Genomic DNA, 14,088 nt, shown 5'->3' with positions numbered 1-14,088 from the left:
TGATTCTGGTCCGCCACCTGCCGGCGCCTTCCCGATCCTGCGCTCGAGGGAACCGTCACCGACATTTGTGGCTACCGCGAACCGCTTCAGGCCATTCCGCAATGTCGAAATATGCCTCGCTGACCGTGCCGCTCGTCATCAGCTTCGCCGAGCCATTATCGCATCGAAGACGTCGATGCCGCCTGCGTCAGGGCAAAGAGGGTCGGTGCGACAATCACCGAGCCAGCCCGAAAATCGCGTCACAGTCCAGATGCATTTCCAGCCCCGCCGCGACCTCGTCCAGCGCCCGCTCGACCTCGGCGCGATAGTCGATGCCGCCACCCTTGACGCCAAGGCTTTCCAGGAACTTCCCGCGAAAACCGTCGGCACCGAACAGGCCATGCATATAGGTGCCGATCACCTTGCCATCGGCCGAGATCGCACCGTCCTCCACGCCATTGATGACCGCCGACGGTCGCATGGTATCCGGGCCGGTGGTGCGGCCGAGATGAATCTCGTAGCCTTCGAGCGGCAGATCGAACGGCACGGAGCGGGCGCTGACATTGCGCACCGTCTTCTCCGGCTCCATCACCGTTTCGATATCGAGCAGGCCAAGCCCTTCGGCCTCGGTGACGCTGCCTTCGATGCCATCGGGATCGCGCACGATGCGTCCGATGATCTGATAGCCGCCGCAGATGCCGACGACATGGCCGCCACGCTTGCGGTGCGCGAGAAGGTCGCGGTCCCAGCCATTCTCGCGGAATTTGAGGAGATCACCGATCGTCGACTTGGAGCCGGGAATGACCACCAGTCCGGCGTCCTCGGGCAACGGCTTGCCCGGGGGAACGAACACCACTTCGACCTGCGGTTCGGCCTTGAGAGGATCGAGATCGTCGAAATTGGCGATCCGGCCGAGCATCGGCACCGCCACCTTCAGCGCCCGCGCTTCACCGGATGCCAGCCGCTCCAGCACGACCGAATCCTCCGAGGGCAGCCGGGCCGCCGCCTTCAGCCACGGCACGACGCCAAAGCAGCGCCACCCGGTGAAGCCTTCGATTGCCTTCAAACCATCATCGAACAGCGAGACATCGCCGCGGAACTTGTTGATGAGGTAGCCGACGATCATGCGCCGATCCTCTTGCGGCAGAATCAGATGCGTGCCGGCAACCGAAGCGATGACGCCGCCGCGGTCGATATCGCCGACCAGCACCACCGGCACATTGGCGCGCGTCGCAAAGCCCATGTTGGCGATGTCGCGGCTGCGCAAATTGATCTCGGCCGGCGAGCCGGCACCCTCGACGATCACCAGATCGGCTCCCTCGCCGACCTTGCCCCAAGACTCCAGCACGGCGTCCATCAGTCGGGCCTTGAGCGCCTGGTAGTCGCGAGCCCGCGCCTCGCCGAACACCTTGCCCTGGACGATGACCTGCGCTCCGACTTCGGTCTGCGGTTTGAGTAGCACCGGGTTCATGTGCACCGACGGCGCCACGCCGCAAGCGATCGCCTGCAGCCATTGCGCGCGGCCAATCTCGCCGCCGCCATGGTTATTGTCGCCGGGAATGTCGGCGACGGCGGCATTGTTCGACATGTTCTGCGGCTTGAACGGCCTCACCTTGAGCCCCCGCTTTTTCGCGGCGCGGCAAAGGCCGGCGACCAAGACCGTCTTGCCGACATCCGACCCCGTGCCTTGCAGCATGATTGCCTTGGCCATCAGCTGCGGCCCTGCGTGGCGGTTCCGGTGATCGTGGATTTCTGCGCCAACGGCCCGCCGCGCCAGATATAGAGCGCCAGAAGCGGTTCGTTGCCGGTTCGCATGGCGTGGTTGACATTGGCGGCATGGTGGATGACCTCGCCGGCCTCCCGCTTGCGAAAACCGCCCTCGCCCATGCGCCATTCCGTACCGCCGGTCAGCGGAATGTAAATCTCCTCGGCGACGTGATGATGGTCCGGATAGACGATCCCGGGCCCCAGGATCAGCAGGCCGGCGGCAACCTCGTCATTGACGAAATGGCCGCGTGTGCCGAACACCTCCACCCAGCCGTAGTTTTCCATAAAGGCCTTGCCGAAGTCCCCCTCGGTGTAGGTCTGCCCCCAACGCAATGCGTTGCGCTGCTGCGCCAGCCTCTGAACCAGCGCCTTCGCGGCCGTCGGCGCCAACTCCGCCGCCCGATCGAGATGGCGCAGGCAGGCGAGCGAATGCGGCTCCAGCACGCGGCCCGGCATGTCCCAGCCGATCCGCGTCATCGCATCGCGCACCAGGGCGCTGTCCACGCCAGCGAGATAGGCGTGGAATTGCCCAAGCAGCTCATCGAATTTTGTCGTCACATCTCGCTCCGGGCATGCATTGATGCACAGCCGCTCCGCGGGGGATCGGGTTGCGCGGCGGCATCATTGGTCTAGATTGATGCGCGCGCAAAGCCAAAAACGACAGGCCAGCGGACCATCTGGCCAGCATTCAAGGGAGCACGCCATGGACGCCGCGGTCGATGCGAGCACCAGCCAGTTCGAACTCAACGAGGAACAGCGCGCCATCCAGGAGATGGCGCAGGCCTTCGCCGCCGATCGGGTAGCGCCGAGTGCGCTCGACTGGGACCGCAGGAAACACTTTCCCGCCGATGTGATCCGCGAGACCGGGCCGCTCGGCCTCGGCGGCATCTATGTCAGGGACGATGTCGGCGGCTCGGCGCTCGGCCGCCTCGACGCCGTGCTGATCTTCGAGGCGCTGTCGCACGCCGATCCGGGCTTTTCGTCGTTCATCTCGATCCACAACATGGTGGCCTCGATGATCGACCGCTTCGGCAATGACGAGCAGCGCCAGCGCTTCCTGCCGAAGCTGACCTCAATGGAATGGCTGGCGAGCTACTGCCTGACCGAGCCTGGCTCCGGTTCCGATGCCGCGGCGCTCAAGACGCGCGCGGTGAAGAGCGGCGGCGACTATGTGCTCAACGGCGCCAAGCAGTTCATCTCGGGCGCCGGCGACAGCGATGTCTACGCCGTCATGGTGCGCACGGGGGCCGACGGGCCGAAAGGCATTTCCACCATCGTCGTGCCCAAGGATGCGCCCGGTCTCTCCTTCGGCGCCAACGAACACAAGATGGGCTGGCACATGCAGTCGACCCGCCAGGTCATTTTCGAGGACTGCAAAGTGCCGGCGGAAAACCTCTTGTCGGGTGAAGGCGCCGGCTTCGGCATCGCCATGGCCGGGCTCGACGGCGGCCGGTTGAACATCGCCGCCTGTTCGCTGGGCGGCGCGCAATCGGCGCTCGACAAGGCACTGTCCTACACCGCCGAGCGCAAGGCTTTTGGCTCCAAGATCAACCAGTTCCAGGCCTTGCAGTTCCGGCTGGCCGACATGGAGACCGAGCTGCAGGCGTCGCGGATCTTTCTCTATGCGGCGGCCTCGAAGCTCGACCGGAAGGCGCCCGATGCCGGCAAATGGTCGGCGATGGCCAAGCGCTTCGTCACCGACACCTGCTTCAAGGTCGCCAACGATGCGCTGCAACTGCTCGGCGGCTACGGCTATCTGCACGATTACGGCATCGAAAAACTGGTGCGCGACCTGCGCGTCCACCAGATCCTCGAAGGCACCAACGAGATCATGCGCGTCATCATCGCGCGGGCCTTGATCGGCCGGTAACGCCAGCAAACTTCGGGAGTGAGACAATGACGACGATCGCCTTCATCGGCCTTGGCAATATGGGCAATCCAATGGCCTCGAACCTGGTCAAGGCGGGGCATTCGGTGAATGGTTTCGATTTGGTGCCGGAGAATCTCACCGTCGCCAAAGAACATGGCGTGACGATCATGGCGAATGCCTTGGCGGCGGTGAAGGACGCCGATGTCGTGATCACCATGCTGCCGGCCGGCAAGCACGTGCTGTCGGTCTATGAAGACATCGCTCCCAAGGCAAAGAAGGGTGCGCTGTTCATCGACTCCTCGACGATCGACGTCGAATCGGCGCGCAAGGCGCATGCCGTCGCCGCGAAGCATGGCCTCAAGTCGATCGATGCACCCGTCTCGGGGGGCACCGGCGGTGCCACGGCCGGCACATTGACCTTCATGGCCGGCGGCTCCGACGATGCCTTCGCCGCCGCCGAGCCGATCCTGAAGCCGATGGCCGGGCGCATCGTCCATTGCGGTGGCGACGGCGCCGGCCAGGCGGCGAAGATCTGCAACAACATGATCCTCGGCGTCTCGATGATCGGCGTTGCCGAAGCTTTCGTGCTGGCGGAGAAACTCGGCCTCTCGCATCAGGCGCTGTTCGACGTCGCCTCGACCTCGTCGGGCCAGTGCTGGTCCTTGACCACCTATTGCCCGGTGCCCGGCCCGGTGCCCACCTCCCCCGCCAACAGGGATTATAGGCCGGGCTTTGCCGCCGCGCTTATGCTGAAAGACCTGAAGTTGTCCCAGGAAGCAGCACTTGGCGCGGGCGCCGTGACCCCACTTGGCGCCGAGGCCGCACAAATCTACGCCCTGTTTAATGCCCAGGGGCATGGCGGCGTGGATTTCTCCGGCATAATTAATTTTCTCAGGGATAACCCCGCGTAACCAGCGGATTTGATGGGCTTTTCCGGGCCAAGCTGACAGAAAACCCGCAAATTTAGATTTGCTTAATCTCTCGATAACTCCGCGGTAACGATGTCCCTATAAAACGGATGGCGAGGCGGACATATCGCATCCGCCCGGCGCTCCGGATAAGGTCTCGCGTACCGGAGCCCGTAAGTTTCGACAAGTGCCATAAGTTTCGCAAATTGTTTGCGTAGCGAAGCGCCATGCGTATCTGGCAAAAGCCGCGTTCCCGATGGAGCGCGGTTTTTGCGTTTCTGCAGCGCTCGATCCAGGCTGGTGTCTATATTCCGATCGCCGCGTTCGGGATTGGCACGTGATCTTCGTTGGTCAGCACGATTGGTGCATCCACCCCATCCACTCTGACAACGAGCAAACGCAGGCTCCAGACGCCGGCAGTGCGCACGGCATTGGAGAAGACGGTGCCCTTCCCCTTGGCGCCATGGACCGGGATGCTGAACTGAGCGGCGCCGCTACCGTTGGCATTGATGTTGATGCTGCCGCCGACCCAGAAATTATCGGCCAAATCGTCACCAATGGCGGCTTTCACCCGGGTGTCGGCGCGCACGGCGTCCATGGTCATGTGGTAGGCATCACTGCCTTTGAGCATGAACGGGACGCTGCCGACGGTTGCAGCGCACCCCCCGATACTGACCACCCAGACGGCAAGCCCGGCGATCGCCCAGTTGCGCTGCGTCTTGCGGAACTGCTCAGCGTCGCGCCAGGCACGGTTCTGCCACGCCCAGCGGCTGCCGCGTGCGCCGAGCACGAAGATCATGACGAGGTTGACGACCGGGATCAGCGCCAGCAACGCGATGAAGGTGCTGTTGCCGATGCCCCAGATCCAGTTGAGAAAGAAGGCGCCCCAGTTCCATCGATCGAGTTCGGCCGGGATTTCGGCCGGCTGGTTGAGCGGTTGTCCGGCCATGATGCCCCCACGGTGCCTATACCGGATGACTTTAGCGCATCATCTCGACAAGGCGCAAAATCAAAGTTCCGCGGGGCCTTTTTGGCCCTTTGAAGAAAGCCGGTGAAAATTCGCCTTCACGGCTTTGCTGGCCGGCTTCAGCGCAGCGCCGATCGACCGTTCCGCCGCGATGCCGTTGAACAGCGACGGCGTGCGGCCGGAAAGGACCTCCGGCCAGAAACGCGATGCCGATTGCATGAATGACATTTGCGCGGCGAGCGCTCCTTCAGCCATCGCAACGGCCTTCTCGCTGATCGCCCTTGCCGTCTCGGTGCTCCACGGTTCGCCGCTCCTGGCATCCCTGGCCATCAAGGGCAGGCGCATCATCGCGACCATGGGCGCCAGCATAAGGTCCGCGCCAATGCTGGCCGATTCGCGCACGCGTCGGCTCTTGCCGGTCTTTCTCATGAACACACCCTTGTCGCAGCCGGAGGGCTGCCGCCACACAAAACTACGCGCGGAGGGATTGGTTCCCGACCGTCACAGCATGTTTCCCGACGCCGGGCGTTCCCTTGCAGAAACGCCCGGTCAAGGCACGCGCTCAGCGCTTGCGCAAATCCGCTTGCGCCAGATCCAGCGCCTTGCCGATGCGCTCGCAGGCCATGTCGATCGTGTCGCGGGTCCAGATCAGCGGCGGCGACAGGATCATCGTGTCGCCGGTGGCGCGCAGCATCATGCCGCTGGCGATGGCATGATCGCGCACCGTCACCGCCGCACTTCCCGACGGCAGGAAGCGTTCCTTGGTCGCCTTGTCCTTGACGATCTCGATGGCGCCCATCAGGCCGATCGAGCGCACCTCGCCGACAAGGTCATGCCCGGCGATGCGCTCCTGCAGGGCCTTGGCGAAATAAGGCCCGGTGTCGTTCCTGACACGGTCGACCAGGCCTTCCTGCTCGATGATCTCCAGGTTCTTCAACGCCACGGCGCAGGCCACGGGGTGCCCGGAATAGGTGTACCCATGGTTGAACTCGCCGCCCTTGTCGACCAGCGTCGAGGTAATGCGGTCGCCGACCAGCAGTGCCGAGAGCGGCTGATAGCCCGAGGTCAGCGCCTTGGCCGTGGTGATGGTATCGGGCTCGATGCCGAAGGTCTGCGCCGCGAACCATTCGCCGGTGCGACCGTAGCCGGTGATGACTTCGTCCAGCATCAGCAGCACATCGTATTTGCGGCAGATGCGCTGGACCTCGGGCCAATAGCTCGCCGGCGGGATCTTGACGCCGCCAGCGCCCATCACCGGCTCGCCGATGAAGGCCGCGACCTTGTCGGCGCCGGCCTCGAGGATGGCGTCCTCGACCGATTTGGCCGCGCGCAGGCCGAAATCATGATCGCTTTCGCCCGGCAACGCCAGTTCGTAGGCATAAGGCATCATCACATGGACGATGTTGGGCACGGCGCCGTTGAGCTGCTTGTGCATGGCATCCATGCCGCCGAGCGAAGTGCCGGCGATGGTCGAGCCGTGATAGGCCATCTTGCGCGAGATGACGCGGTTCTTCTCCGGCTTGCCCTCGATCACCCAGTAGTGGCGGACAAGACGCAAGGCGGTGTCGTTGGCCTCCGAGCCGGAGGAACCATAAAATACCTGGTTGACGTTCTTCGGCGCGATCTCGGCCAGCTTCTTGGACAACAGCACCGGTGTCGGCGTCGAGCATTTGAAGAAGGAATTGTAGTAGGGCAGCTCCTTCATCTGCGCATAGGCGGCCTCGGCCAGTTCGTCGCGGCCATAACCGATGTTGACGCACCACAGGCCGGCCATGCCGTCGAGCAGCTCGGCCCCTTCGGAATCGTAGATAAACGGGCCATTGGCGTGGGTGATGATGCGCGAACCCGCCTCGCGCAATTCCTTGTGGTCTGTGAAGGGATGAAGATGATGCGCGGCGTCGATCTGCTGAAGCTGCTTCAGCGAATAATTCTGATAGGTCATGTCTGGATCTCTCTTCTGGATTCAGTCCGGCAGGCGCCGGGGCGAATGCATCAGAGGCTGACAGGCGGCGAATAACCGATGCGGGCGCACAGCCGCAAAAGCTCCGCGCGCAGCGTGCGCGGTGACGGTGTCACCGCGACCCCGAACGTGCAGACGAAGGTCATAGCAGGAGCCATGGAGCGCACCTTAGAGCAAAGGCTGGCCGAGGTGAACCACCCTTTGCCTGGCCATGACGGAATACGTCCAATGCATGTCCCCTGAAAGTGATCCCGGCTCTAGGGGATCGACACGCACAAAGAACAATGGCGTAAAGCGCGTCGCGACGCGCTTTACGCCTCAGTGCTGAGAGCCCGTTGAAGGAAGACATATTTCATCGCCGTCTGCGCCGCCTGCGGCCGGCGGTCCCCGCGCCCGCCATGCCCGCCTTCCGTCTCCTCGAAGAACAGTGTCCTGGCATGCCCGGCCTGCTGCAGACGGGCCGCCATCTTGCGGGCATGGCCGGGATGCACGCGGTCATCGGCGGTCGAGGTGGTCAGCAGCACCGGCGGATAGGCCGCGTTGGCCTGCACGTGCTGGTAAGGCGAATAGGCCGACAGCCATTTGACGTCTTCCGGCTTCGACGGATCGCCATATTCGGCCATCCATGACGCGCCGGGCGGCAATTCGGTGTAGCGCAACATGTCGAGCAGCGGCACCTCGATGATGACGGCACCGAACAGTTCCGGATGCTGCGTCAAGGACACGCCGGTCAGCAGGCCGCCATTCGAGCCACCCTGGATGCCGAGCGATCGAGCTGTCGCGATGCCACGCCTGACGACGTCCTCGGCCACCGCGGCGAAATCGTCAAAACCGTTCTGCCGGTTGCCTTTCAGTGCCGCCTGATGCCAGGCCGGTCCAAACTCCCCGCCACCGCGGATGCAGGCCTGCACATAGGCATTGCCCTTCTCCAGCCACAACCTGCCGCGCACACCCGCATAACCGGGCAAGAGCGGCACTTCGAACCCGCCATAGCCATAGAGCAGAGTCGGCACCGGCCCCTTCTGGTCGCGCCGCCTGACGACGAAATACGGGATCATCGTGCCGTCCTTCGAGCGCGCCTCGAACTGCTCCGAGATCAGCGGGGAGGCATCGAAGCGCGCCGGCTGCGACTTCACCGTCTCCAGCGTCTCGCCATCGTCATCCGACCAGATGATCGAGCTCGGCGTCAGGAAATCCGTGAAGGAGAAGGAAACGCTTGAGCCGAAATGCTCGGCATGGCTGATGCCGACGGTGCCGTTCTCAGGCAGCGCGACCGGCTTCTTGGACCAGGCACCATCCCCGCGCTCGCAGACGACGACCTTGCCGCGCACATTGTCCATCAGGCTGATGAACAGCCGGTCCTGTGTACGGGCAATGCCGGCGATCGATACGCGATAGGCTGGCGCCAACAGGGTCTCGATGGCGCCGAAACTGCCGGTTTCGATCCAATGCGCGAAATCGAGCGAGTAAAGCCCGTCCGGCTGGCACACAGTGCCGTCCGGCGCCGTCCATGGGGTGCGCACCCCGAACAACAGCTGGTCCTTGAAAAGCGAAGTGTCGGTGGCGTCGTCGGGCAGCGGAACGCGTCTGTTCTCGCCGGACGGGAGATGCAGGAAGCTGTGCGATGTGAAGAAATCGAGTGCCCGCGCCAGAAACACGTGCCGCTTCTCGCCGTCGAACTCGACGCCGGCTCCAGCGGCGAGATCTTCGGTCTTTGCCTCGAAGATCGGCGTTGCGTCTTCGAGCTTCGTGCCGCGCTTCCAAAGCTTGATCACGCGTGGATAGCCGGACTCGGTCTTGTCGGCCTCCTCGAACGCCGCCGAGACGATGACCGTGTCCTTGTCCAGCCAGCTAAAACCCGACTTCGAGGCCGGTGCGTGAAATCCACCCTCGATGAACGATCTGGTTTCGATGTCGAACTCGCGCATCTCGCTGGCGTCGCCGCCGTCCGGCGACATTGACAGCAGGCAGCGGCTGAAATCCGGATAAAGCCGGCTGGCGCCGCTGAACACCCACTTGATCCCCTCTTTCGCCGCAAGCTGGTCGAAGTCGATGATCGTTTCCCAGACAGGCTTCTCGGTCTTGTAGGAGGCGACCGTCGTGCGGCGCCACAGGCCGAGCGCATTGGTCTTGTCCTGCCAGAAATTGTAGACATGCCCGGCGATTGCGGCACCGACGGCGATGTTGTCCTCGGCCGTCATCAGGTCGAGCGCCGTCTGGAAAGACGCCTGATAGGACGGATCGCCCTGCAATTCGCCGACAGTGATCTCGTTTTGGCCATGCACCCAGTCGAGCGACTGCTTGCTGGTCCTGTCCTCCAGCCAGAGGAAGGGGTCCGCGGTGCCGGCTTCCGGCCTGGTGATGGGCTTGGTCATGGAATCTCCGATGGGCAATGCTTCGGCATGCTACATCGACATGCCGTGTCCGATATTCAATAGCTGCGGCGCCTAGGCCAAGGATTCGGTTTTCCGTCGACCAGCAACACTCGCGACCGCCAGGACGAGGCACAGCAGGCCAAGCGTGATCGGCAGGCCTTCTGCACCCAGTATGTCCATGACGCTGCCGGCCAGCGGCGGCACGGCTATGCCGCCGACACCCCACATCAGGGAAAAGGCTGCGTTGCCGGCGACCAGGGTCGAGCCGGTGAAGCGCTCGCCAAGCTCGATGATCGACATCGTGTAGATGCCGTAGGAGACCGCGCCCCAGACGAAGATCATCGGCCAGACCAGCGGCGTTTCGATGAGAAACGGCAGCAGCGCGCATCCGAGCACGGTCAAGGAAACACAGGCAAACCGAACGAGGGGCGCGGTCAGCCTCTCCGCTAGCAGCCCAAGCGGCACCTGCATGGCGATATTGCCGGCGATCATCATCGACAGCAGCGCCGACATGCGGACTTCAGCGATGCCGTGATGGTTGCCATAGACCGGCAGCAAGGCCAGCGCCCCCTGTTCGAAACCCGCGGCCACGATGACCGCGAACAGAAGCAGCCACGCCATCGGCACGAAGCCCAGGACGGAAACCTGATGACCGGCCTCATCCACCTTCGGCAGGCGCGGCAGCACCGACGCCAGGCAGATGCCGCACAGTACGAAGGCACAGATGCCGACGAGGAAGGGCGGCCACCCCTGCGTGCCGACGGCAAGCAGGCAAAGCGGCCCGGTCGCGAAGCCGGCCGAGATGATCGTCGAATAGACCCCCATGATGCGGCCGCGCATGGCCGGCGGCGCCAATGCGATGACCCAGATTTCGCTCAAAACATAGAGCGGGTTGGTCACCACGCCGATCAGCAAGCGCAGCGGGAACCAGAGATAGACATTCTGCGTCCAGCCGATCAGCGCCAGCACGACAGCCGAAAGCGCAGCACAGGTAAGCGCCGTGCGCCCCGCCCCGAACCGCCGCGCCAGCCCGGGGATCAGCGGCGACGAGATGATGAAGCCGATCGGTGTCATCGCCGCCGACAGGCCGATCATCGCCGGCGAGACGCCCTGGCGCTGCAGGATGAAGCTCAACAGCGGATAGGACAGCCCCTGCGCGATGGCGAACACCGAGACGGTCGCGATCACGCCGGTGATCGCGGCCCACTGCATTCCCGTTTCACGGGTGCCCGGGTCGATCGAGGTCATGCCTGCACGCTCCGGCGGATCGATGAACGATACAGCGCGAAGATCACCAGCAAGGCATCGAGGCCGGCGATCACAACAGGCAGTCCCAGCGGACCGATGCCTTGCATCAGCAGCCCGGCACCCGGCGGGCCGACAACGCCGCCGACGCCCCACAGCAAGGCGAAGGCCGCGTTGCCGGTGACGAGCAGCGTGCCCTTGAAGCGGCTGCCGAGTTCGACCAGGGCCATCGTATAGACGCCGTAGCCGACCGCGCCCATCACCAGCAGCACACCCCAGATCAAGGGCGTGGTGATCAGCAGCGGCAGCAGCGCCGCGCAGATTGCCGTCGCTACCGCGCAGGCAAGGATCATCGGACGGCCGCCGAACCGTTCAGCGAGCAGGCCGAGCGGGATCTGCAGCAGGATGTTGCCCAGGGACAGCGCCATTACCAGCGCGGCGAGCACGGCTTCGGGCAGGCCATAGCCGGCGCCGAAGACCGGAACCAGCGCATAGGTGCTTTGCTGAACGGCGGCCGAGACCAGCACGGCCAGCAGCAGCGCCGGCGCCAGCCGGGCGAAACCGACAAAGCTGCCGGCGGGCTGCCCGTCATCCTCGAACCCGGTGAGTTTCGAAGACACAAGGCGCAGAATGACCGCGCAAAGCATGAAGCCGCCGATGCCCACGCCAAAGGGCGCCCATCCCGATGTGCCGACAAAGGTCAAGGTGAAGGGGCCGGCGGCATATCCGGCGCCCATCAGCGTGTTGAACACGCCCATCACCCGGCCGCGCCGCGAAGGTGGCGCCAGCGACAACGCCCAAACCTCGCCGAGGATATAGAGCGGGTTGATGACGACGCCGATGATGAAGCGGATGATGTACCAGGCCACCCAGTTCTGCAGATAGCCGATCGCCAGGAAGCACAGCGCGCCGATCAGCGAACAGCCGACCGCCAGGTTGCGCGCACCGATCAGCCGGACAGCCGCCGGCACGAACGATGCGGACAGGATGAGCCCGAGCGGCATCATCGCCGCCGACAGGCCGATCAGCCCGGGCGACATGCCTTGCTTTTGCATAAGAAGCGTGAACAGCGGCGAACTGAGCCCTTGCGCGGCGCCGAACATGGCAAGTGCGGCGGTGACGCCGGCGAGCGCTGCCCACTGCGTTCCCGCTTCGCCTTCGCTCGAGCCGGTTGCCACCATGCCATCATTCCATCTGGGGTGCCGGCAGACCTCCCGGCCGGCAACGGCCACTGCTACTGGTTCAATCCGGGGAAAGAAAGGGCCGGCAAGGGAAATCCACTTGCGCCAAACGGCCGGCGATCAGGCGAATGCCGCCCGCCGTGCAACTGCCGTTCGGGCATGTCGCTTCCCTCGCCCTAGTGGTCGCCGCCTCCGCAATGACCAGACTGCCGCCGGTCCATTATGCCGCCCGCTATTCGTACCGCATGAGGACCATCATGACCGCCGCCCTACAATCCTTGGAATCGGCCCAGGCACCCGACCGTGCCCGCCGTGGCGGCCGCGCCGGCAAGCGCGCCGGCGGCTCGGCCGCCTTCGAGCAGCCGGCTTTCCGCCAGTTGAGAAACCCGCTGACGCCGACCAAGCTGGTGTCGGACGACGAGCTGGAATCGATCCACCTTGCCTCGCTGCGCGTGCTGAGGGAAATCGGCGTCGACGTGCTGCATGACGAGGCACGGCGTATCATGAAGGCGCATGGCGCCGACGTCCGCGAAGGCTCCGAACGCGTGCGCTTCGACAGCGACATGATCCTCGAGCTCGTCTCGCATTGCCCGTCGGAATTCACGCTGCATGCCCGCAACCCCGCGCACAATCTGCGGTTCGGCGGCAACAACGTCATCCTGTCGATGATGGCTTCGGCGCCCAACTGCTCGGATATCGATCGCGGCCGCAGGCCAGGCAACCAGGCCGACTACCGCAATTTCCTGCGCCTGGCGCAGATGCACAACATCCTGAACTGCACGGGCGGCTATCCGGTCGAGCCGACGGACATCCATCCCTCGGTCCGCCACCTCGAATGCATCCGCGACCTCGCCATGCTGACCGACAAGGTGTTCCACATCTATTCGCTCGGCAAGGAGCGCAATGTCGACGGCATCGAGATCACCCGCATCGCACGCGGCATCAGCCACGAGCAGATGCTGGAAGAACCGTCCGTCTTCACCATCATCAACACCAACTCGCCGCTCAAGCTCGACGTGCCGATGATGGAAGGCATCATCCAGATGTCGAGCAAGGGCCAGGTCGTTGTCGTCACGCCCTTCACCCTGTCGGGGGCCATGGCGCCGGTGACCATCGCCGGCGCGCTGGTGCAGCAGAATGCCGAGGCGCTTTCCGGCATCGCCTTTGCCCAGATGGTGCGCAAGGGCGCTCCCGTGGGCTATGGCGGCTTCACCTCCAATGTTGACATGAAGTCCGGTTCACCGGCCTTCGGCACGCCCGAATACATGAAGGCGCAGCTTGTCGGCGGCCAGCTTGCCCGCCGCTACAACATCCCTTACCGCACCTCCAACACCTGCGCCGCCAACACCGTCGACGCACAGGCGGCCTATGAAAGCGTCTTTTCGCTGTGGGGCGCGATCCAGGGCGGTGGCAACATGATGATGCACGGTGCCGGTTGGCTGGAAGGCGGGCTGCGCTGCTCCTACGAAAAAACCATTCTCGACATCGATCTCTTGCAGATGGTGGCCGAATTCCTGACCCCGCTCGACCTGTCCGAGGAAGCGCTCGGCTTCGACGCCATCCAGTCGGTCGGCCCGGGCGGCCATTTCTTCGGCACCCAGCATACGCAGGACCGCTACAAGACCGCGTTCTACTCGCCGATCCTTTCCGACTGGCGTAATTACGAGACCTGGGCCGAAGCCGGCTCGCCGACGGCGCTGGAAAAAGCCAACAAGGTCTGGAAGGAGCGGCTGGCATCGTATGACGAGCCCTACATGGATCCGGCGATCCGCGAGGAGCTCAACGCTTTCGTCCAGAAGCGCACGGCCGAAGGCGGCGCGCCGACCGATTTTTGAT

The 14,088-nt window shown here is 64.1% G+C and carries 12 protein-coding genes; 3 read left to right on the top strand and 9 right to left on the bottom strand.

The genetic code is table 11. The features are described from left to right. Window positions 1–214: 214 nt before the first annotated feature. Together A3AU_RS0102380 and A3AU_RS0102375 are read right to left on the bottom strand one after the other, a co-directional pair. Window positions 215–1,690: a cobyric acid synthase gene (locus A3AU_RS0102380; protein ID WP_027051372.1), complete on the bottom strand. Its 1,476-nt coding sequence runs from the start codon at window positions 1,688–1,690 to the stop codon at window positions 215–217. Further along, window positions 1,690–2,304 carry a dimethylsulfonioproprionate lyase family protein gene (locus A3AU_RS0102375; protein WP_027051371.1) on the bottom strand — a complete coding sequence of 205 codons (615 nt, stop codon included), beginning with the start codon at window positions 2,302–2,304 and terminating at the stop codon, window positions 1,690–1,692. The genes A3AU_RS0102380 and A3AU_RS0102375 overlap by 1 nt, the downstream gene beginning before the upstream one ends. A 145-nt stretch (window positions 2,305–2,449) precedes the next feature. On the opposite strand from A3AU_RS0102375, the gene A3AU_RS0102370 reads away from it, so the two are divergent. Both A3AU_RS0102370 and mmsB read left to right on the top strand, forming a co-directional pair. Next, the gene (locus tag A3AU_RS0102370) at window positions 2,450–3,616 is read left to right on the top strand and encodes an isobutyryl-CoA dehydrogenase (protein ID WP_027051370.1); all 1,167 of its coding nucleotides are present in this window, start codon (window positions 2,450–2,452) and stop codon (window positions 3,614–3,616) included. A 26-nt stretch (window positions 3,617–3,642) separates the two neighbouring features. Further along, a complete protein-coding gene (gene mmsB / locus A3AU_RS0102365; protein WP_027051369.1) occupies window positions 3,643–4,527 on the top strand; it encodes a 3-hydroxyisobutyrate dehydrogenase in 885 nt (294 codons plus the stop codon). A 301-nt stretch (window positions 4,528–4,828) separates the two neighbouring features. Here the strand turns inward: mmsB and A3AU_RS0102360 are convergent, their stop codons facing one another. The 7 genes from A3AU_RS0102360 to A3AU_RS0102330 form a co-directional block, all read right to left on the bottom strand. After that, the gene (locus tag A3AU_RS0102360; RefSeq protein WP_027051368.1) at window positions 4,829–5,473 is read right to left on the bottom strand and encodes a cytochrome c oxidase assembly factor Coa1 family protein; all 645 of its coding nucleotides are present in this window, start codon (window positions 5,471–5,473) and stop codon (window positions 4,829–4,831) included. Between the two features lie 60 nt (window positions 5,474–5,533). Further along, the gene (locus A3AU_RS0102355) at window positions 5,534–5,920 is read right to left on the bottom strand and encodes a hypothetical protein (protein WP_032916719.1); all 387 of its coding nucleotides are present in this window, start codon (window positions 5,918–5,920) and stop codon (window positions 5,534–5,536) included. Between the two features lie 133 nt (window positions 5,921–6,053). Next, window positions 6,054–7,433: an aspartate aminotransferase family protein gene (locus tag A3AU_RS0102350; protein ID WP_027051366.1), complete on the bottom strand. Its 1,380-nt coding sequence runs from the start codon at window positions 7,431–7,433 to the stop codon at window positions 6,054–6,056. Between the two features lie 50 nt (window positions 7,434–7,483). After that, window positions 7,484–7,609: a capsid protein gene (locus tag A3AU_RS0102345; protein ID WP_081709415.1), complete on the bottom strand. Its 126-nt coding sequence runs from the start codon at window positions 7,607–7,609 to the stop codon at window positions 7,484–7,486. A gap of 153 nt (window positions 7,610–7,762) precedes the next feature. After that, complete coding sequence (locus A3AU_RS0102340; RefSeq protein WP_027051364.1) at window positions 7,763–9,826, bottom strand: prolyl oligopeptidase family serine peptidase; 2,064 nt, start codon at window positions 9,824–9,826, stop codon at window positions 7,763–7,765. 72 nt (window positions 9,827–9,898) lie between these two features. Continuing rightward, the gene (locus A3AU_RS0102335) at window positions 9,899–11,074 is read right to left on the bottom strand and encodes an MFS transporter (protein WP_027051363.1); all 1,176 of its coding nucleotides are present in this window, start codon (window positions 11,072–11,074) and stop codon (window positions 9,899–9,901) included. Continuing rightward, entirely contained in the window at window positions 11,071–12,252 is a 1,182-nt protein-coding gene (locus A3AU_RS0102330; protein WP_027051362.1) for an MFS transporter, read from the bottom strand. The genes A3AU_RS0102335 and A3AU_RS0102330 overlap by 4 nt, the downstream gene beginning before the upstream one ends. Window positions 12,253–12,509: 257 nt before the next feature. Between A3AU_RS0102330 and A3AU_RS0102325 the strand changes: the two genes are divergently transcribed. Then, window positions 12,510–14,087, top strand: coding sequence for a trimethylamine methyltransferase family protein (locus A3AU_RS0102325; RefSeq protein ID WP_027051361.1), 1,578 nt, complete (start codon window positions 12,510–12,512; stop codon window positions 14,085–14,087). The last annotated feature ends 1 nt before the right edge of the window (window position 14,088 follow it).

Origin of the sequence: Mesorhizobium erdmanii USDA 3471 (genome assembly GCF_000472705.1) — a bacterium.
GTDB classification, from domain to species: Bacteria; Pseudomonadota; Alphaproteobacteria; order Rhizobiales; family Rhizobiaceae; genus Mesorhizobium; species Mesorhizobium erdmanii.
The sequence above is the reverse complement of the archived record's forward strand: the minus strand, read 5'-3'. Positions and strand labels throughout refer to the sequence as shown.

Bases quoted from the DNA above. Each gene is read 5' to 3' on its own strand.
- A3AU_RS0102380 (WP_027051372.1), bottom strand. From the start codon at position 1,690: ATGGCCAAGGCAATCATGCTGCAAGGCACGGGGTCGGATGTCGGCAAG.
- A3AU_RS0102370 (WP_027051370.1), top strand. From the start codon at position 2,450: ATGGACGCCGCGGTCGATGCGAGCACCAGCCAGTTCGAACTCAACGAG.
- mmsB (WP_027051369.1), top strand. From the start codon at position 3,643: ATGACGACGATCGCCTTCATCGGCCTTGGCAATATGGGCAATCCAATG.
- A3AU_RS0102360 (WP_027051368.1), bottom strand. From the start codon at position 5,473: ATGGCCGGACAACCGCTCAACCAGCCGGCCGAAATCCCGGCCGAACTC.
- A3AU_RS0102355 (WP_032916719.1), bottom strand. From the start codon at position 5,920: ATGAGAAAGACCGGCAAGAGCCGACGCGTGCGCGAATCGGCCAGCATT.
- A3AU_RS0102350 (WP_027051366.1), bottom strand. From the start codon at position 7,433: ATGACCTATCAGAATTATTCGCTGAAGCAGCTTCAGCAGATCGACGCC.
- A3AU_RS0102345 (WP_081709415.1), bottom strand. From the start codon at position 7,609: ATGGCTCCTGCTATGACCTTCGTCTGCACGTTCGGGGTCGCGGTGACA.
- A3AU_RS0102340 (WP_027051364.1), bottom strand. From the start codon at position 9,826: ATGACCAAGCCCATCACCAGGCCGGAAGCCGGCACCGCGGACCCCTTC.
- A3AU_RS0102335 (WP_027051363.1), bottom strand. From the start codon at position 11,074: ATGACCTCGATCGACCCGGGCACCCGTGAAACGGGAATGCAGTGGGCC.
- A3AU_RS0102330 (WP_027051362.1), bottom strand. From the start codon at position 12,252: ATGGTGGCAACCGGCTCGAGCGAAGGCGAAGCGGGAACGCAGTGGGCA.
- A3AU_RS0102325 (WP_027051361.1), top strand. From the start codon at position 12,510: ATGACCGCCGCCCTACAATCCTTGGAATCGGCCCAGGCACCCGACCGT.